Source organism: Paraburkholderia sp. BGA-UO-ETr-F12, from assembly GCF_059567945.1.
This window is the reverse complement of sequence record NZ_JCAQOZ010000056.1, coordinates 265015-282260: the sequence shown is the minus strand read 5'-3', so window position 1 is coordinate 282260 and position 17246 is coordinate 265015. Positions and strand designations below refer to the sequence as shown.

Genomic DNA, 17246 nt, shown 5'->3' with positions numbered 1-17246 from the left:
CCCATGAAAACAATCATGGTAGTGGACGACGAGTTCGATCTCCTGACTGTCTGGAGCCTCCTGCTCGAACAGGTCGGCTACACCGTCGTGACCGCGCCAAATGGAGCGGCCGCGCTTGAACTGGCGAGGAAGAGCAAGCCGGACCTCATCCTCAGCGACTGCATGATGCCGGTCATGTCAGGTCCGCAGTTGTGCGCGGCGCTTTTCGAGGACCCGGAGTTGCGGTCAATTCCTGTCATCCTGTGCAGCGCAGCCGCCGATATACCGGTGCAACCCAATCCGGTCATTGAATATTGCCGCAAACCTCTATCGATCGACACACTACTGCCGATCATTCAGAGGATGCTGCCTGAGGCCTAAGCGGGCAGCAAGGGAACGGGCCGGCCTCCAGCGCCGCGACAGAGACGAGCGGCCCGGTGTGAACGCGCATTGACACGCTTCGACGCATCGGTCGAATCACTGGATTGGGGTGGCCGCGCCAATCTTCTGCGCCAGCAATCGCTCGTAAGTGCCAAAACTCAAGTCCACCTCGTCCTGAGAAACAAAGTTGACCGTCAACGCTACCTGTTCGGCGGTGAGACCGAGGACCGTGGCGAGTGCGACCTCGATCGGCGCGGCACACGCGCGGTCTTCCGCGATGGTCGTGCCCACAGCAATGTCATACGCGCCGTCCTGATCGCGCAACACGACTTCGATAAGGCGCGCCCGCGCGCTCATGTTGCTTTCGATGGCTAACCGCGCGACCTCGGCCACAACGCGCAGCCGCTCGGTCGGAAAGCCACGAGTCGCATGCAGTCGGACACGGTGTTTGCCAAGCGTTATCCAGTCTGTGTCGAATTCCATGTTGCCTCCCAGAAGAATCTGCGGCGCTCAAATAGGGGCGGCCGCCGGGCGTTTCAATATATTCGAATCCATATATTCAGACTCAATCAATATTGGAAATGCTGAAGTTGAAAGTCTTCATCAAGCGCCTATTTTTGGCTCGCAAAACCCACTGCGCGATGCTCCCAGGAAGTCATTGGGGAAGGAGGTTTGTCCAACCGCCGCAGTGGGAAGACAACTTTGATGAGCTCGCACGACAGGAGATTAATTATGAGTGACTTCTACTTTGGCAACGACCTGTTCGGGGAACTCGATCGTCTGCAACGGCAGATGTCGGCGCTGTTCGGCAACCTTCCATCGAGCATCCGCTCGAGCCGCACGGACGCATTTCCTCCTCTGAATATAGGCAGCACCGACGACTCGATCAACATCGTCGCGTTCGCACCCGGCATTGACCCGGCCGCGCTCGACGTGACCGTCGACAAAGGCACGCTGACCATTGCGGGTGAGCGCAAGGCGCCTGAACTGTCCGCGGCGAGCGAAACCCGCTCTTACGCGAAGGAGCGCTTTTTCGGCAAGTTCCGCCGCGTCGTCGAACTGCCGCAGAACGCCGATCCGGACAAGGTCGTGGCCGGCTATTCGAACGGTTGCCTGACCATTCAGATCGGCAAGCGCGAGGCCTCGAAGCCGCGCTCCATCACCATTCAGTAAAGCGGAGGAACTCATGAACGAAACGACCCAAATCGCCCAACGCGACACCGGCGAGGTCGCTCGCCGCAACGAAAGCAACGCCCGCCGACTCTCGCTCGCGCCGGCTGTGGACATCATCGAGGACAGTCACGGCATCACCCTGTGGGCCGACCTGCCGGGCGTGCCGCGCGAGCGGCTCGACGTGAAGGTGCACGACGGAAGACTTTATATCGAGGCAGAGGCGGTGGTGCCCACCCCCAGCGACCTGCGGCTTCATCATTCAGAGATTCGCGCACCGCATTTCGCGCGAGTCTTCACGTTGAGCGACGACTTCGATACGTCGCAGGTGGACGCAAATCTGCATGACGGCGTGCTGAAACTCAGCATCCCGCGTCGTGAAGAGGCACGTCCGCGCCGCATCGAAGTGCGGGTGGATTGATGCCGATCTGAACGCCGGCGGCCCGTGACGAGGCGAGCTAAGCTCCTAACCCGTGCGCGCGCCGTCCGGCTAGTCCGTAGGGACATGAACCCCGTCCCAGCGCCGTGCCAACGCCAGCATCAGCGGCATCAGTACGGCCCACCCCACGCACAGGGCGACCAATGACAGCACGGGATCGCCAAAGCGAACCGCGCCAAGCGCCGCACCCGCGCGAAACGACAGCGGGCCGGCGAGCGCGCCGACCACACCTGCCAGAAACAACCGCTTCTTAAGCCAGCCGAACAGCACATTGAATTGGACTGCGAACAGAGCCCACAAGGCGAGCAGCCACCACGGGGCCGTGCCGCTAATCAGCGCGCCGCCCGGATAGACGAGCAGGCCACACGCGACCAGCAGACTTTCCCAGAGCGCACCGATCAGCACAGCCGTGGCTACCAGCTTCAGTTCGGGCACTGGCGCGGCGACACGCGTGGCGTGCCAAACTACCGTAGCCAGCACGAACGCGCCGCCGATCCACGCTACGCCCCTTGCGGCACTCAACACGCAGACAAACCAGCCCGTCTGACCGACAACGAAGTAGAGCCACACCCTGGGCGCTATGGGGCGCGGGGTATTTGAGGAAGACGGGCCCGGAGGAGCTGAGGACGACATGCGTTGAGGTTCGTGGATTCCTTAATTCTGTGTTTACGCATCGAAGTCGCGCCTGGATGCAGAAAGCCTCACGAGCCGCAACATCCTCGCTGTCCCCTGCGAGCATACTCCCCGCATCTCTATGCGAAAATCCCGGTCAGATCGAGGAGCGAGCATGGCTGACCTTTCACATTCCACATCCGCTGCAGTCGAGAACTGCGCCAACGAGCCTATTCACATTCCCGGCGGCATTCAGCCACACGGCTTTCTGTTCAGCATCGCTGCGGACGGCACCGTGCTGCAGGCAAGCAGCAATGCCACCCAATTGAACGGCGAGCCGGCCCAAAATGCGCTGGGGCAGCCGCTTGCGCAATTTCTCGGGGCCGAATGGGCTACGAGAATCGTCACCGCACTCGACACCGAAGATCTCGAAGGCATCCCCCTTTACCTCGGCTCGATTGCGATTTCACCCGCGGGAAACGGTACACAGGCGTCGCCATTCGCGGTGATCGTGCATCGCAACCAGGGCGTCGCGATAGTCGAGCTGGAACCTGCTCAAGGCACGATTGACGTCTTCTCGTCGATGTACCCCCTGGTGCGCACCTTCATTAACCGGCTGCATGGCGTTCAGGACGTCCACGGACTGGCGCAGCTTGCCGCCGAAGAGGTGCAGCGCATTACCGGCTTCGGCCGCACAATTGTGTACAACTTCGACGCGGACGGTAGCGGATGCGTGATCGCCGAGCACATCGAACCCGGCTACGCGTCGTACGAAGGCCAACGCTTCCCCGCCTCGGATATTCCCGCGCAAGCCCGTGCGCTCTACATACGCAACCGCATCAGGCTGATTGCCGACGCTGGTTACACGCCCGTGCCATTGGTGCCGCCGCTGCATCCACTGACTGGAAACCCTACCGATCTCACCTACTCGTCGTTGCGCAGCGTGTCGCCGGTCCATGTCCAGTACATGAAGAACATGGGCACGCTATCGTCAATGTCCATGTCGATCGTGGTCCGGGGTCAACTGTGGGGCCTGATTTCATGCCATCACGACACGGCGCGCATCCCATCGTTCGAAGTGCGCGCCGCATGCGAGCACATTGCCGAGGTGCTGTCGCTGCAGATCGAGGCCAAGGAAGAACATGCGCAAGCTGCCTACCGGTTGCGCCTGCGCCATACCCACACACGCCTGCTCGCGGCAATGGCCAACACCGAGAGCTTCGTGGACGCGCTCGCCGAGGACCCGCGGGACCTGCTGGATCTGACGGCGTCCGACGGCGCTGCAATCGTCTTCGACGGCCGTATTGTTCTCGTCGGCACGACGCCGGACCAAGCGGAGGTGGCCCGGCTCGTCGAGTGGCTCGATGCGCGGGTCGAGGACACCTTTCACACCGATTGTCTTGCCACCACCTGTCCCATCCTGGATCCTCATCCGAACTACGCCGGGATGCTGGCGGTATCGATCTCGAAGCTGTTTCGCAATTACGTGCTCTGGTTTCGCCCGGAGGTCGTACAGACGATCAAATGGGCCGGCGATCCACGCGCGAAGCTGCAGTCGCAGTCCGGCACGCTGTCGCCGCGCAAGAGCTTCGATGCGTGGACGGAAACCGTGCGCGGACGCTCGCTGCCCTGGCGCGCCGCGGAACTGGAAATCGCCCTGGACTTTCGGGCTGCGCTGCTCGGCATCGTGCTGCGTCGCGCGGAAGAGCTCGCGCAACTGGCGCTCGAACTGGGTCGGGCGAACAAGGAGCTTGAAGGATTTTCGTACACGGTTTCGCACGATTTGCGCGCCCCGTTGCGGCATATCGTCGGCTTCGGCGAGCTGCTGCGCGAAACGGAAGCCGAACGGCTCTCCGAGCGCGGCAAGCACTTCGTCGAACGGATTGTCGCTTCGGCGCGCTTCGGCGGGAAACTGGTCGACGATCTGCTGGCGTTCTCGCAAATGGGCCGGTCCGCGTTGCATCCGCAGCGAGTGGACGTAGGCGCCATGGTGGACGCACTCATCGCCGACGAAACCAAAGAAGCAGGGTCGCGCACCATCGTGTGGCGGGTTGGCGAACTCGGCCACGTAACCGCAGACGCGGTACTCCTGCACGTTGTACTGCGAAACCTTCTGGAGAACGCGGTAAAATTCACGCAAACCCGCGCCGAAACGGTCATCGAAGTAGGCCGTTATAGCGGCGAAGGTGATCTGGCCGACCAGCACGTGTTCTTCGTCAAGGACAACGGCGTCGGCTTCGACATGCGCTATGTCGACAAACTGTTCGGCGTGTTCCAGCGTCTTCATCGCGTGGAGGATTTCCACGGCACCGGAATCGGGCTGGCGGGCGTCAAACGCATCGTTGAGCGGCATGGCGGTAAAACCTGGGCAATCGGCGAACCGGAGCGCGGTGCCACGGTCTACTTTTCATTGCCGCATGAATTTGTCGCTGAAGCGAGCGAGGGCGAAGAATCCGCTAGCGCCGCGGTTGCCCGGCTCACGGCGCTGTCGCCCGGCAAGCGCTTCCGGCCTGTGCCCAAGGATATCCGGGGAGCGCGCGGCGGCGCTGAACATGAAGCACCATCTGATGAACCGAAGTAAAGGACCCCAACGTGCTACGCCCCATCCTGCTGGTTGAAGATAATCCGAACGACGTCGAGTTGACGCTGATCGCGCTGGAAAAAACGCGTCTCGCGAACCCGGTCGTGTCATTGCGCGACGGCGAGGAAGCGCTGCTGTACCTGCGTCGCGAGGGACCATGGGCGAGCCGTGCGGAAGAGAACCCGGCCGTGATCCTGCTCGATAAGAAACTGCCTAAAATCGACGGTCACGAATTGCTGAAGATCGTACGATCGGACGACAAGCTCAAGCGGATTCCGGTCGTCATGTTGACGTCGTCGCGGGAGGAAACAGATCTGCTGCGCAGCTACGACCTGGGCGTGAACGCCTACGTCGTGAAGCCCGTCGCTTTCGACGACTTCATGGCTGCTATCAACGATCTGGGCATGTTCTGGGGTGTGCTGAACGAACCGCCGCCCTACCCACGTTGAGCGCCCGCCGGGTATGTGCCCCAGCCAGCATCACCGTCAGCACTCAATTTCGCACGCGCGACGACAGCGAAGCCCGCTTTAACACGTCACGCCGGACTAAGGAGCGACCTGGCGGGACGCCGCCAGCCGCACACGGAAAGTCGCGCCGCGCCCTGGCCCTTCGCTTTCCGCCGTGATGGTGCCGCCGTGCAGGTCCACGAGATTCTTCACCAGCCATAAGCCAAGCCCCAGCCCTGCCACGCGCCCGGAGCCGCTCGTGCCAAGCTGCTCGAAGCGCTCGAAGATGCGCTCGATCGATGCAGCATCCAGGCCGACACCGGTATCGCGCACCGCCAGTTCCACCTGATCACCGTCGGCAACCACGGACAACTCGATCGTTCCCTGCTCGGTAAACTTCACGGCGTTCGACACCAGATTCCAGACGACCTGTTTCATCCGGTTCTCGTCCGCCAGCACCGTTACTGAAGATAGATCGTCAGCGATCAGCTGCAGGTTCTTTGCCTCCGCATGCACGCGCATATCTTCGGCAACGATGCCGGCGAGCGCGCCGAGATCGACCGGGCGCGGATGCACGGAGAGCTTGCCGGAGACGATCGCCCCGCTATCGAGCAGATCGTCGACCATGTGGGCAAGCTGACGGACGTTGCGGCTGATCACGCTGACGGCGCGCGTCACATGCGCCGGGTCGGCAGCTCGCTCGAGCAGATTGGACCACGCCAGAATCGCGCTCAATGGCGAGCGCAATTCGTGACTCACTGTCGTGACGAAATGATCCATTGCGACGGCGAGCCGGTCGCTTTCCTCACGTGCGCGCTTCTCCGATTCGGCAATCTCGCGCTGCTCGAGTTCGGACTCCTTGCGGGCCGTGATATCGAGCGTGAATCCCAGCACCCTTGTAAGCGAGCCATCCTGCAGATAACGCCCTACGCCGCGCACAAGAATCCAGCGGACCCGCTCGTCCGCCCAACCGACGCGAAAATCCACCTCGAAAGGCTCGTGACTGGCGAGCGCTGCCGTCATCGCTTCGCGAAAGCGCGTTCGATCGTCAGGATGGACCACCTCGTCGATAAGTCGACTCTCGGTCAGCGCGGCGTTGGCCGGGATGCCGAGATTGACGCTGCATTGTTCGGTGCACTCCATCGTGCCGGTGGCAGGATCGATCTCCCACGCGCCGAGTTGCGAAAACGCCAGCGCGAACTGAAAGCGCTCCTGGTTGTCACGCAATTTGGCCATCGCTTCGTCGGCGATGACCTGCCGTAACTGCGCCTGTGATCGCAGCTTCGCGCGTTCACGCTGGTTGCGCTCGTCCTCGGAGACGCTGTCCGTCACTTCGACAACGCATAAGGCGATCTTGCCGCCGTCGCCATGCCGGGCCGGCAGCCGATCTGCCTTGATTTTCCAGTAACGGATGACGGTCCCGTCCGTGACGGACAGGTCGCCGTTTTCGTCACGCCGACGTTCCGGCATTTCGTAGCGGAACAACGGAGACCACTGCGACGCCCCGGCCGACCCGGCTTTCAGTACGGAGTCGAGCCAGACGCGGCGCGCTTCACGCTGCTCGGGCGCGCCGAACTGGTTGATTTCATAAATCGACTTGCCTTGCAGGTCGCTCAGCGACTGCCCAGTCAAGGCGAGATAGCTTGCGTTGGCAAGCACAACCTCATAGCGCTGATTCAGGATCATATAGGCGTGGGGCAAAGCCTCGAACGCCCAGGCGGCATCAAACGAATCGTTGACGGCGGAAAGATTGTTACGGCGGAGATCCATTGAGGTTTCCCGGCTCCTCGTTAACCGGCGCCGGAACAGACGTCCTGGCTCGGACGCAGCGCGATATCAATGAGGCGGTCAAAAGCATCGACCGCGCCGTTACATGCTTCCTGTATCGCCTCGGGCGTGCACAGCTCATTCGTCATGAGGCTGACGAACGCTTTCCAGTGCGCCCCGGATGACTCGGAACACGGTTGCAGAAAACGGAGCGGATGCGGGGCAAGCCGCTCTTTCAGGTGCTTGTAGAGCACGGCTCCGCCCAGTTGCGATCCTTCTACAACATAGCAAACACCCCATCGATAAGCCGGACTTGCCGTCTCCATGTAGTCTGACACGCGGGCCTGCAAGATCGACTGGTCGATGTGATCCTTGGCGTGCAACGATGCAAAAGCGAGATCTGCGTCGATCAATGCGATGCGCTCCGAAATCGATCGCAAGATATTTTCCCGTGGACCATCCGCAAACGCGCGCAACCACACATCGATGGGCGTAAGCCACTCGCGCAGCATCGAGAGGTGCAAGAGATAGTCACCCACGTCCGCACTTTCTACCGAAAGCGGCATGATGCAATGAAGCAATTCATGCCGATGTCTGGTCGCGGAACGCAGTGTTTCGATCGCATCGGGTACGGAGCCGATCGGCCTGTCGGAGACGGACGCCTCCGCATTATTCATTCCAGACCCGGTGCCCGCCGTTTGATATAGAGAAGTGACTGTCACAAGCGTCAGAGGCGATATTGAGTAAACCCAACGGATTATATAGGCCTTCATTCTTCTGATGCGCTTATTAAGGAAAGCTTTCGTAACTCCATGTGACTCGCAGAATGAACGAGGATGGTTGCCCGTCAGCGGATACGCGTACGTCTTGAGCGTGCTGCCCAATTGCTGAACATGCTTGTGATTTCGACGTCGGGATTCGTGAGCGCGATTAACGCTTCGGTTGCTTCACGAAATGTGAGGTCGGTATTCGGCGATATATCGCGTACTTGTCTTTTGCGTACGACACCTCGACGCATGACGTGCGAACGCCCTATGGCTGTCAATTTCACAAGAGAGCGTAACGGCGAAATCAGAACGGATGTTCGCGAATGCGCTGTGACAGACCGGGCTTGTTCACATCCGTACAACACGTCGGTAACTGACTGAGGGAGTCATCTTAGGGCATGCGTTACCGCGTGCTGACCGACAGCGCATCGACCCGGGCAAGTCCGATCCAGGGTGTTTCATGTCGCGCCACCTGATCGTATCGGCAACGGCCAGGTTACTTCATATCACCGGCGAATGCAGAAGATGCGGATGCTCGAGCGTTTCGGCGATAACGCGCAGCGCCCGCTCGCATTCGCTCCGATTCTTCGAGCCTCCCAGACATACCCGCATCGCGTTGGGTGGATTACCGTCGGTCGAGAACGCTGCGCCGGCGACAGCGGCGATGCCTTGACTACGCAACTGCAGCGCCAGTTCGGAAGCGCTCCAGCCGCCTTCGCGGGGAATCGGCAGCCACAGATGAAAGCCGTCCGGATGCGCGTCATAGGAAGACGCGCCGAGCACGCGAGCGGCAATCGCCTGGCGCGCTTTCGACTCGCTGCGAATCGCGCCGAGCATCTCTTGCGCGGTGCCATCCGCAACCCACTGTGTGGCGAGCGAAACGGTAAATGGACTCGCCATCACGGTAGTCGCGCGCAGTGCGCCTGCCAGACGCTGCGCCTGACGCGGAGTCGGAGCGTGCAGATACGCGACGCGCAACCCGGCGCCCAGATTTTTCGACATTCCCGTGATGTAGTACGTCAGTTCAGGCGCGAAACTCGCCAGCGTGTCCGGCGCTTGCTGCGGCAACATCGCATAGGCATCGTCCTCGATGATCGGCACGCTGTAGCGCAACGCCACATCGGCGAGCGCCTCACGCCGCCTTCGCGTGAGCGTCAGCGTGCTCGGGTTCTGCAGCGTCGGATTGCAATAGAGCGCGGCCGGCTTGTCGGTCTTGCAAAGCGCTTCGAAGGAATGCGCCAGTGGCCCTTCGTCGTCGCGTGCGAGCGCCTGCAAGCGTACGCCCAGTTGCGCTGCGATCGCCTTGATGCCCGGATAGGCGAGCGTGTCGAGACAGATTGTTGCGCCCTGACTTGCCAACTGCGAGACGAGTGCGACGAGCGCGCTGTGAATGCCCGGACACACCAGCACGTTGTCCGGCGAGCAGTGAGTCAGGCGGCGCCTTAACCACTCCGCGCCCGCCGCCTTGTCGGCCGGCGTGCCGCCGAAATCCTGATAGCGCAACAGTTGATACGGGTCGCTATTCGCCATCAGACGGGCGGCGGATTCACGCAAGTGCGCGGCGTAGTCCGCGGGCTCGGGGGGCGTGTTCATCGTCATTTCGATGCTGCTGCCACCGCTTAGCGGCAGCGTCACGGTGCGGCCGCGCACGAAGGTGCCGCTGCCGGCGCGCGCATCGAGCAGGCCGCGCTTTTTTGCCTCGGCATAGGCGCGCGCCACGGTGGTGTAGTTCAGTGACAGTTCGTCGGCCAGATCGCGCAGGCCCGGCAGCCGGTCGCGCGGGCGCAGGCGTCCGGTCGCGAGATCTTCTTCTATCAGATCCGGGATCGCGAGATAAGCCGGTTTGCGGATTTCGGCAAGGCGTTTGATCCAGTGGTGAGTCGGGCTGCTCATGGTGTTCATGGGGTTCGTGGAACTGGAAAACGATTGGAAAAGACGTCATGCAGGGTCGAATCAGCACTGCAAAGTGATCGCATAACGCGGCTCGAATGATCGGATCAAATGGACCGATTGAATGGACGGACGGATCGATTGCGGTGAATGACTGCACCCGATCGGCGCGCGTGCACCATCGGGATCGCACCCGGCTGGTGCGATCAACGCCCGCACGGCCGCTTCCATTGGCGCGTCTGACCGTACGCAACCTTCGGGCCAAAAAATTTTTGGGCGCGTTCGACGAATGATCGTCTGCTTGATTGGATAGTGATCGCATTCGCCGCGACGCCAGATGGCATAGCCGTTGCGTTATCGGGCTCGGAGCAAACGTCAAGCAGCGCCTTGATATGACGCTTCATTTCCTGTTCCGGCAATTCACATTGGAGAGTGCCATGCCAGTTGTCAACAAACCGCTGCATCAGAAGGGCGATTACCTCGTCGACTACGAAGAGAAAGTCTTCGAGGACGTGAAGGCCGAGCCAGGTGAAAAGGCGCTCGTCACGTTTCATACGGTGGCGTTTGAAGGCTCGATCGGCTTCGTCAATCTTCTGCAAGCCACGCGTTTGCAGCGCAAAGGTTTCGAAACCTCGGTGCTGCTCTATGGTCCGGGCGTGACGCTCGGTCTGCAGCGCGGTTTCCCAACGCTCGGCGACGAAGCGTTTCCGGGTCATCTGAACTTCAACAAGCAACTGATGAAGTTCATGGAAGAGGGCGGCAAGGTGTACGCATGCCGCTTCGCATTGCAGGCGCTGTATGGGCATGGCGAAGCGTCGCTGATCGAGGGCATTCGTCCGATCAGTCCGCTCGACGTGCTGGATATCCAGCTTCTGCATCGCAAGGATAACGCACTGATCATCCACACCTGGACGGTCTGAGCACAGGCGGCTACCACCATGTCTGAAAAACGCATCGTTCGTGCCGCCGCAGTCCAGATTTCACCGGACTTCGAGCGCGGCGACGGCACGCTGAACAAGGTTTGTGAGGCGATCGATCAGGCGGCGCGCGAAGGCGTGCAGCTGATCGTGTTCCCCGAGACCTTCGTACCGTATTACCCGTACTTTTCGTTCGTGCGGCCACCGGTTGCCTCCGGCGCCGACCACATGCGTCTTTACGAAGAAGCGGTGGTGGTGCCCGGCCCCGTGACGCGGGCGGTGGCCGAGCGTGCCCGCCTGCATCGCATGGTCGTCGTGCTCGGGGTGAACGAGCGCGATTACGGCAGCTTGTACAACACGCAGCTGATCTTCGATGTGGATGGGCAGCTGTTGCTCAAGCGCCGCAAGATCACGCCGACGTTCCATGAACGAATGATCTGGGGACAAGGCGATGCGACGGGACTGAAGGTCGTGCAAACCGGCGTGGCGCGCGTGGGTGCGCTCGCCTGCTGGGAGCACTACAACCCGCTCGCCCGTTACGCGTTGATGACGCAGCACGAGGAGATTCACTGCAGCCAGTTTCCGGGATCGCTGGTGGGGCCGATTTTCGCCGAGCAGATTGAAGTGACGATTCGCCATCACGCGCTCGAGTCGGGCTGCTTCGTCGTGAACGCAACGGGGTGGCTGACCGAAGCGCAGATCGCATCTGTCACAAGCGATACGAATCTGCAAAAGGCGCTGCGTGGCGGCTGCAATACCGCAATCGTGTCGCCCGAGGGGCAGCATCTGGCTGCACCGCTGCGCGAAGGCGAAGGCATGGTGATCGCCGATCTCGACATGACGCTGATCACCAAGCGCAAACGCATGATGGATTCGGTCGGCCACTATGCGCGGCCCGAATTGCTGAGCCTCGCCATCAACGAGCGGCCGGCTACGACCGTGGCGCCGATGCCGTCGCCGGGCGATGCGTGGAACGCCTCGTCCAGCACCGATTTCAACTCAACCATGGGATGCCGCGATGAATTCCAGCGAGACCCTGCCGGCCGCGAGCCGGCAATTGATGACTGAATTGCAGTCGGTCGGCTTGCGGCTGGCCGATCCCGGTACCGGCGTCGCCAGCCGGCGCGGCGGCGCGGGACCGTCCGATCACAAAGCCGTCACGGTGGATGGCGTGACCATCATGGTGCCGGTGCATACCAACACGGCGTGGCATTCGCCGTTCGTCGCCGCGCCTGCCGATGCGGACGGCACCAGCGCATTGCTGCGCGGCACGATTCCGATTGCCAATATCAGCTTTCCAAAGGCGCCGCGCTTTTACGGCATGCAGACGCTCGACGGGGTGCCGTACTCGCACATCGCAACGCTGCACAGCGCCGATGTGCTGGCGACCACTGTGCTGCAAACCTGTATTCGCTATGAGAGCCGCCGCAAGACGTGCAAGTTTTGCGCGATCGGTCAATCGCTTGCCGCCGGTCGCACGATCGCGCGCAAGACGCCGGAGCAGCTCGCAGAAGTCGCGCGTGCGGCGGTGCTGCTGGACGGTGTCAGGCATATGGTACTGACGACCGGCACGCCGCCCACCAGCGACCGTGGCGCGCAGATTCTCTGCGAGAGCGCGTTCGCGATCAGGGCCGCGGTCGATCTGCCGATCCAGGCGCAATGCGAACCACCGGACGACGATCAATGGTTCGCGCGCATGAAGGCGAGCGGCATCGATACGCTCGGCATGCATCTCGAAGTGGTGACGCCGTCGTTGCGCGAACGCATCATGCCGGGTAAATCGGGCGTGCCGCTGTCGCGCTATATGGACGCGTTCAAGGCGGCGGTCGCCGTGTTCGGACGGGGACAGGTGAGCACCTATATCCTCGCGGGACTCGGCGACACCGCCGAAGCGATTCTCTCGATTTCGCGCGAGCTGATCGATCTTGGCGTGTATCCGTTTGTGGTGCCATTCGTGCCGATCAGCGGCACGCCGCTCGAAGATCATCCGGCGCCCTCGCCGGAGTTCATGAGGTCGGTGCTGCAGCCGCTTGGCTCAATGCTTGCCGCGGCAGAAATGCGCTCAGCGGACATCAAGGCGGGCTGCGGCAAGTGCGGCGCGTGCTCGTCCCTGTCTTCGTACGAGGTGTGATCATGTTTGGCGAAGCGATTGCGGGTGCATCGGGTGAACTGGACGACGCGGATGTCGCGCCGGCGTTTTACACGCCGACCGAATACCGGATCAAGTGGACCACGCTGCAGTGGGAGGCCGATGAGGCCTACAAGCTGCGGCGCGCGGTGTTCTGCATCGAACAGGGCATCTTTGTCGGCGACGACCGCGACGAAATCGACGAGCGTGCGCAGCAACTGGTGGCGGTGAGCTGTCTCGCCGGGATGCCGGAGCAGGTAGTGGGCACGGTGCGCATCCACGAGGAAGCGCCTGGCGTCTGGTTCGGTTCGCGGCTCGCCGTGCACGCTGCGTTTCGCCGTCACGGCAAGATCGGTGCAACGCTGATCCGTCTTGCCGTGACAAGCGCGCATGCGCTCGGCTGTCAGACATTCCTCGCGCATGTGCAGAGCCAGAATGTGCCGCTGTTTCGCCGTCTGCATTGGGATGTACTTGCAGAGGAAAGGATGCTCGGCCGTCCGCATCATCTGATGCAGGCGCAGCTTCAGCACTACCCGCCGTGTACGACACCGCGCAGCGGCTTTGTCACGCAATCGCGGAGCGGCTCATGAGTCTCGCGGATCTGGTCACGAGCTTGCGCGAAAGCCGCGGCTTTCGACACAAGACCGATATAGCCGGCGTAGTGTCGTCGCTGGCGGACCGCTTGCCGGGCGGCGCGCGCGATCTCGGCCAGGCGGTGGCGTTGGGCGACGACTGCGCAGCATTGCCGGATGGCGACGCTTACCTGTTGTTCGCCATCGAAGGTATGGTCAGCGACTTCGTGCAGGCGATGCCCTGGTTCGCCGGCTACAGCAGCGTGATGGTCAATGTCAGCGATATCTATGCGATGGGCGGCCGGCCGCTCGCTGTCGTGGATGCGCTATGGAGCAATGGCATCGACGCGGCGCACGAGGTGCTGGCCGGCATGGCCGCGGCGTCGGTGGCGTATGGCGTGCCGATTGTCGGCGGACACACCAACGCGCGAAGCGATCAGGCACAACTGGCGGTGTCGATTCTGGGCCGCGCTAACGCGCTGTTGTCGAGTTTCAACGCGAGACCGGGCGACCGCCTGCTGATGGCGGTCGATCTGCGCGGCCACTTCGAGGAACCGTATCCGTTCTGGAATGCTTCAGTCGGAGCGCCGGCCGCGCGGCTGCGCGGCGACCTCGAGTTATTGCCGGAGTTGGCCGAGAACGGGCTATGCGATGCAGCGAAGGATATCAGCATGGCGGGTACGCTGGGCACGGCATTGATGTTGCTCGAATGTTCGCGCGTCGGCGCTCGCATCGATCTCGATGCGATCCCGAAGCCGGCTGACGTGCCGCTCGCGCGTTGGGTCACCGCGTTTCCGAGTTTCGGCTATCTGCTCTCGGTGCGTGAAGCGCACGTCGAGCGCGTGCGGGCGCGATTCGACGCGCGTTCGCTGGCCTGCGCGGAGATTGGGACGGTAGACGCGACGCGCCAGGCGGTCGTCCATCGCGGTGACGATGCGGCGGTGTTGTGGGATTTCAGCGGCGAGCCGTTCATCGTCCCGGCCGACCAGGTGCCGCGATGAGCATCGACGCGTTGCGGATCGCGCTGCTGACACGCCAGCCGCCTGCTATCCACCAAGCCATCAGCAAAAAGAGGATTTCCATGCCTGTCATGCACTTCCGGATTCAATGGCCCGACGGGGAAGAAGCGAATTGCTATTCGCCGTCGCAGGTGGTCAGCGAGTTTTTTACGCCGGGCCATGCTTACCCGCTCGACGATTTTGTCAGACGCTCGCGCGAGGCGCTCAACATTGCCTCGGAGCGCGTGCGGCAGAAGTACGGTTTTGCCTGTTCGGCGGCGATGGATCAGCTCGCGCAGATCGAACAGGAGGCAGACCGCTTTCGCAATCGGCCGGACGCGACCGTCAAGGTCATCGAACTGCTCTAAACCCGGGACGAACCGTTGAACCTGGCGCGCCGGGCGGCAGCGCCGTAACGGTAAGCCGATTTTTTACCTGCAAGGACCCATCATGTCGAACACAGCGTACTCCGTAAGCGCCGGGACGCGCGAGAATAGCCACTACAGCGTGCTCGTCGTGGGTGGCGGGCAGGCCGGCCTGTCGGTCAGCTACTATCTGAAACAGGCCGGCGTCGATCACCTTGTCGTCGAGAAGAACACCGTCACGCACACCTGGCGCAACCAGCGCTGGGACGCGTTCTGTCTCGTCACGCCGAACTGGCAATGCGCGCTGCCGGGTTACCCCTACCCGGGCGACGATCCGCATGGCTTTATGAAGAAGGATGAAATCATCGCGTATCTCGACCGTTTCATCGCGATGGTCGATGCGCCGGTCATCGAGCACACCCAGGTCAAACGCGTGAAGCGGCAGGACGACGGCACCTTTGCGGTGGCGACGAGCCAGGGCGATTTCACCGCCGATCAGGTCGTGGTGGCCTCGGGCGGTTATCACACGCCGATCGTGCCGCGCATGGCTGAACGCCTGCCCGCGCAGATCGTCCAGTTGCAGTCGTCGGAATATCGCAATCCGCAGGCGCTGCCCGACGGCGCGGTGCTGGTGGTGGGATCGGGGCAGTCCGGTGCGCAGATTGCCGAGGACCTGCATCTGGCCGGCCGCCAGGTAGTGCTGGCCGTCGGCGAGGCGCCACGCTGTGCACGCTTCTACCGCGGGCGCGACGTGGTGGACTGGCTGGCCGACATGAAATACTACGACATGCCGGTGGAAAAGCACCCGTTGCGTGAGGGGGTGCGGGACAACACCAATCACTATGTGACCGGCCGCGACGGCGGACGCGACATCGATCTGCGCAAGTTCGCGGCCGAAGGCATGGAGTTATACGGACGGCTCGACGACCTGCGCGACGGGCGGCTGCACTTCGCACCGAACCTCACCGCCAATCTCGACAGCGCGGACGATACCTATAACCGCATCAACGCGAGCATCGACGGCTTTATTGAAAAGAACGGCATTGATGCACCGCCCGCCAGCGTCTACGAGCCTCTATGGCAGCCGCCTTGCGAGCGTACGACGCTCGAACTCGCAGGCAGCGGCATTACATCGATTATCTGGTGCATAGGCTTTACGCCGGACTTCGGCTGGATAGATGCGCCTGTGTTCAACGGCCGCGGTTATCCGGCGCACACGCGCGGCATTACGCCGGTCGAGGGGCTTTACTTCATTGGCTTACCGTGGCTGCATACGTGGGGCTCAGGGCGTTTCTCGGGCATCGCGCGCGATGCCGAGCACGTGAGCCGGGCAATTCTCGCGAGCCTCCGCGAGCGAACCTCCTCTCGCGACACAGTGGTGGCCTGAAGCGCATGGAGCAAACAACACAGCGCTATCGCGCCGGGATGCCGCAATTGGCCTATACGGGGCTGTCCGAAAACTGGCTGATCAAGGAATGCGGACATCGCCACTGGGAGGCGCTGGCGGAGAATGCCGGCCGGCGCGCGCCGGATTTCGTCGATGACGGTGGGAGCAAATCGTATGCGGCCTTCACCGCAATCAGATTGACGGGGGCCACGCTCCACGCAATCGGTGAGAACGACGCTTTCGAGCTCGGTACCGAGCTTTGCCGAACCGGTCCGGCTCGCCACTTTAGCCGGCACCGTCTGGTTTCGGGCAATGGCGAGTGCGCCATCGTGTCGATGTCGTCGACGTTCGTGCGGCGGCATGAGGTGCGCAACAACCGTTCGGTGACGCGCGCGACGTTCGCGGCAATGGCAGGCCCGACACCGACTCCGCCGGCGGACGCGGTGGACATGGGGTGGCGTGGCAAGCAGTTTCGCGCCGGGCAGTGGGACAAGCGGTTGCCCTTCACACGCGCCGATCGGGTCGAGAGCGACTGGATTGAATTTCTGCCCTGTCCGAACAACGATTTCAACGGCGCGGATTTTCTTTACTTTGCAAGCTTTCAGTCCTTTGTTGACCGTGCCGAATGGCAGCGCCACCGGTTTAACGAGCCACCCGTTATTTCAGGCCGCGAGTTGTTCTTCTACGGCAACATTAATGTTGGTGACACCCTCGGACTGCGCGTGGTCGCGGAGCATAAGGATGAACGCGGCCTCGCCCATTGGTGCGAGCTTCGTCGTGGCAGCGATCAGCAGAAGATTGCCGACGTAGTGACAAGCAAGCATTGGAGGCAGCGATGAAGCGCGAG

At 62.0% G+C, this 17246-nt stretch carries 18 protein-coding genes; 13 read left to right on the top strand and 5 right to left on the bottom strand.

Annotated elements, in window-relative coordinates; translation table 11 throughout:
* Window positions 1–3: 3 nt before the first annotated feature.
* Entirely contained in the window at window positions 4–360 is a 357-nt protein-coding gene (locus AC57B6_RS25225; RefSeq protein WP_491563063.1) for a response regulator, read from the top strand.
* Window positions 361–456: 96 nt separating this feature from the next.
* Here the strand turns inward: AC57B6_RS25225 and AC57B6_RS25220 are convergent, their stop codons facing one another.
* Complete coding sequence (locus tag AC57B6_RS25220; RefSeq protein WP_106352617.1) at window positions 457–843, bottom strand: hypothetical protein; 387 nt, start codon at window positions 841–843, stop codon at window positions 457–459.
* 249 nt (window positions 844–1092) lie between these two features.
* Between AC57B6_RS25220 and AC57B6_RS25215 the strand changes: the two genes are divergently transcribed.
* On the top strand, window positions 1093–1533 hold the full coding sequence (locus tag AC57B6_RS25215) for an Hsp20/alpha crystallin family protein (protein ID WP_028194128.1): 441 nt from the start codon (window positions 1093–1095) through the stop codon (window positions 1531–1533).
* Between the two features lie 13 nt (window positions 1534–1546).
* Complete coding sequence (locus tag AC57B6_RS25210) at window positions 1547–1951, top strand: Hsp20/alpha crystallin family protein (protein ID WP_046571673.1); 405 nt, start codon at window positions 1547–1549, stop codon at window positions 1949–1951.
* Window positions 1952–2020: 69 nt separating this feature from the next.
* Here AC57B6_RS25210 and AC57B6_RS25205 read toward each other — a convergent pair whose 3' ends face one another.
* Window positions 2021–2539 (bottom strand): DUF2878 domain-containing protein, encoded by a 519-nt coding sequence (locus AC57B6_RS25205; RefSeq protein ID WP_496422310.1) that lies wholly within the window; start codon window positions 2537–2539, stop codon window positions 2021–2023.
* Window positions 2540–2756: 217 nt separating this feature from the next.
* Between AC57B6_RS25205 and AC57B6_RS25200 the strand changes: the two genes are divergently transcribed.
* Window positions 2757–5162, top strand: a complete 2406-nt coding sequence (locus tag AC57B6_RS25200; RefSeq protein WP_496422309.1) for an ATP-binding protein — start codon at window positions 2757–2759, stop codon at window positions 5160–5162.
* Between the two features lie 11 nt (window positions 5163–5173).
* Window positions 5174–5611 (top strand): response regulator, encoded by a 438-nt coding sequence (locus tag AC57B6_RS25195; RefSeq protein ID WP_028194131.1) that lies wholly within the window; start codon window positions 5174–5176, stop codon window positions 5609–5611.
* Window positions 5612–5707: 96 nt separating this feature from the next.
* Here AC57B6_RS25195 and AC57B6_RS25190 read toward each other — a convergent pair whose 3' ends face one another.
* The 3 genes from AC57B6_RS25190 to AC57B6_RS25180 form a co-directional block, all read right to left on the bottom strand.
* Window positions 5708–7378 carry a PAS domain-containing sensor histidine kinase gene (locus AC57B6_RS25190; RefSeq protein WP_028194132.1) on the bottom strand — a complete coding sequence of 557 codons (1671 nt, stop codon included), beginning with the start codon at window positions 7376–7378 and terminating at the stop codon, window positions 5708–5710.
* A gap of 20 nt (window positions 7379–7398) precedes the next feature.
* Window positions 7399–8052, bottom strand: a complete 654-nt coding sequence (locus AC57B6_RS25185) for a biliverdin-producing heme oxygenase (RefSeq protein WP_496422308.1) — start codon at window positions 8050–8052, stop codon at window positions 7399–7401.
* Window positions 8053–8643: 591 nt separating this feature from the next.
* Window positions 8644–10035, bottom strand: a complete 1392-nt coding sequence (locus tag AC57B6_RS25180) for an aminotransferase-like domain-containing protein (RefSeq protein ID WP_496422446.1) — start codon at window positions 10033–10035, stop codon at window positions 8644–8646.
* A 434-nt stretch (window positions 10036–10469) separates the two neighbouring features.
* Here AC57B6_RS25180 and AC57B6_RS25175 point away from each other — a divergent pair, with 434 nt between their 5' ends.
* The 8 genes from AC57B6_RS25175 to AC57B6_RS25140 all read left to right on the top strand — a co-directional run bounded on the left by AC57B6_RS25175 (window position 10470) and on the right by AC57B6_RS25140 (window position 17238).
* A complete protein-coding gene (locus AC57B6_RS25175) occupies window positions 10470–10952 on the top strand; it encodes an MSMEG_0572/Sll0783 family nitrogen starvation response protein (RefSeq protein WP_028194136.1) in 483 nt (160 codons plus the stop codon).
* Between the two features lie 18 nt (window positions 10953–10970).
* Complete coding sequence (locus AC57B6_RS25170) at window positions 10971–12017, top strand: Nit6803 family nitrilase (RefSeq protein WP_496422307.1); 1047 nt, start codon at window positions 10971–10973, stop codon at window positions 12015–12017.
* Window positions 12010–13080 (top strand): MSMEG_0568 family radical SAM protein, encoded by a 1071-nt coding sequence (locus tag AC57B6_RS25165; protein ID WP_028194138.1) that lies wholly within the window; start codon window positions 12010–12012, stop codon window positions 13078–13080. The genes AC57B6_RS25170 and AC57B6_RS25165 overlap by 8 nt, the downstream gene beginning before the upstream one ends.
* Window positions 13081–13082: 2 nt before the next feature.
* Window positions 13083–13667 carry an MSMEG_0567/Sll0786 family nitrogen starvation N-acetyltransferase gene (locus AC57B6_RS25160; protein ID WP_106352622.1) on the top strand — a complete coding sequence of 195 codons (585 nt, stop codon included), beginning with the start codon at window positions 13083–13085 and terminating at the stop codon, window positions 13665–13667.
* Entirely contained in the window at window positions 13664–14650 is a 987-nt protein-coding gene (locus AC57B6_RS25155; RefSeq protein ID WP_030099134.1) for a sll0787 family AIR synthase-like protein, read from the top strand. The genes AC57B6_RS25160 and AC57B6_RS25155 overlap by 4 nt, the downstream gene beginning before the upstream one ends.
* Window positions 14651–14730: 80 nt before the next feature.
* Window positions 14731–15015 (top strand): MSMEG_0570 family nitrogen starvation response protein, encoded by a 285-nt coding sequence (locus AC57B6_RS25150; RefSeq protein ID WP_028194141.1) that lies wholly within the window; start codon window positions 14731–14733, stop codon window positions 15013–15015.
* A gap of 82 nt (window positions 15016–15097) precedes the next feature.
* Window positions 15098–16399 carry an MSMEG_0569 family flavin-dependent oxidoreductase gene (locus AC57B6_RS25145; RefSeq protein WP_496422306.1) on the top strand — a complete coding sequence of 434 codons (1302 nt, stop codon included), beginning with the start codon at window positions 15098–15100 and terminating at the stop codon, window positions 16397–16399.
* 5 nt (window positions 16400–16404) lie between these two features.
* Window positions 16405–17238 (top strand): Pnap_2097 family protein, encoded by an 834-nt coding sequence (locus AC57B6_RS25140; protein ID WP_496422305.1) that lies wholly within the window; start codon window positions 16405–16407, stop codon window positions 17236–17238.
* The last annotated feature ends 8 nt before the right edge of the window (window positions 17239–17246 follow it).

Coding starts and splice junctions, on each gene's coding strand:
- AC57B6_RS25225 (WP_491563063.1), top strand. CDS start 4: ATGAAAACAATCATGGTAGTGGACGACGAGTTCGATCTCCTGACTGTC.
- AC57B6_RS25220 (WP_106352617.1), bottom strand. CDS start 843: ATGGAATTCGACACAGACTGGATAACGCTTGGCAAACACCGTGTCCGA.
- AC57B6_RS25215 (WP_028194128.1), top strand. CDS start 1,093: ATGAGTGACTTCTACTTTGGCAACGACCTGTTCGGGGAACTCGATCGT.
- AC57B6_RS25210 (WP_046571673.1), top strand. CDS start 1,547: ATGAACGAAACGACCCAAATCGCCCAACGCGACACCGGCGAGGTCGCT.
- AC57B6_RS25200 (WP_496422309.1), top strand. CDS start 2,757: ATGGCTGACCTTTCACATTCCACATCCGCTGCAGTCGAGAACTGCGCC.
- AC57B6_RS25190 (WP_028194132.1), bottom strand. CDS start 7,378: ATGGATCTCCGCCGTAACAATCTTTCCGCCGTCAACGATTCGTTTGAT.
- AC57B6_RS25185 (WP_496422308.1), bottom strand. CDS start 8,052: ATGAATAATGCGGAGGCGTCCGTCTCCGACAGGCCGATCGGCTCCGTA.
- AC57B6_RS25180 (WP_496422446.1), bottom strand. CDS start 10,035: ATGAGCAGCCCGACTCACCACTGGATCAAACGCCTTGCCGAAATCCGC.
- AC57B6_RS25175 (WP_028194136.1), top strand. CDS start 10,470: ATGCCAGTTGTCAACAAACCGCTGCATCAGAAGGGCGATTACCTCGTC.
- AC57B6_RS25170 (WP_496422307.1), top strand. CDS start 10,971: ATGTCTGAAAAACGCATCGTTCGTGCCGCCGCAGTCCAGATTTCACCG.
- AC57B6_RS25165 (WP_028194138.1), top strand. CDS start 12,010: ATGACTGAATTGCAGTCGGTCGGCTTGCGGCTGGCCGATCCCGGTACC.
- AC57B6_RS25160 (WP_106352622.1), top strand. CDS start 13,083: ATGTTTGGCGAAGCGATTGCGGGTGCATCGGGTGAACTGGACGACGCG.
- AC57B6_RS25155 (WP_030099134.1), top strand. CDS start 13,664: ATGAGTCTCGCGGATCTGGTCACGAGCTTGCGCGAAAGCCGCGGCTTT.
- AC57B6_RS25150 (WP_028194141.1), top strand. CDS start 14,731: ATGCCTGTCATGCACTTCCGGATTCAATGGCCCGACGGGGAAGAAGCG.
- AC57B6_RS25145 (WP_496422306.1), top strand. CDS start 15,098: ATGTCGAACACAGCGTACTCCGTAAGCGCCGGGACGCGCGAGAATAGC.
- AC57B6_RS25140 (WP_496422305.1), top strand. CDS start 16,405: ATGGAGCAAACAACACAGCGCTATCGCGCCGGGATGCCGCAATTGGCC.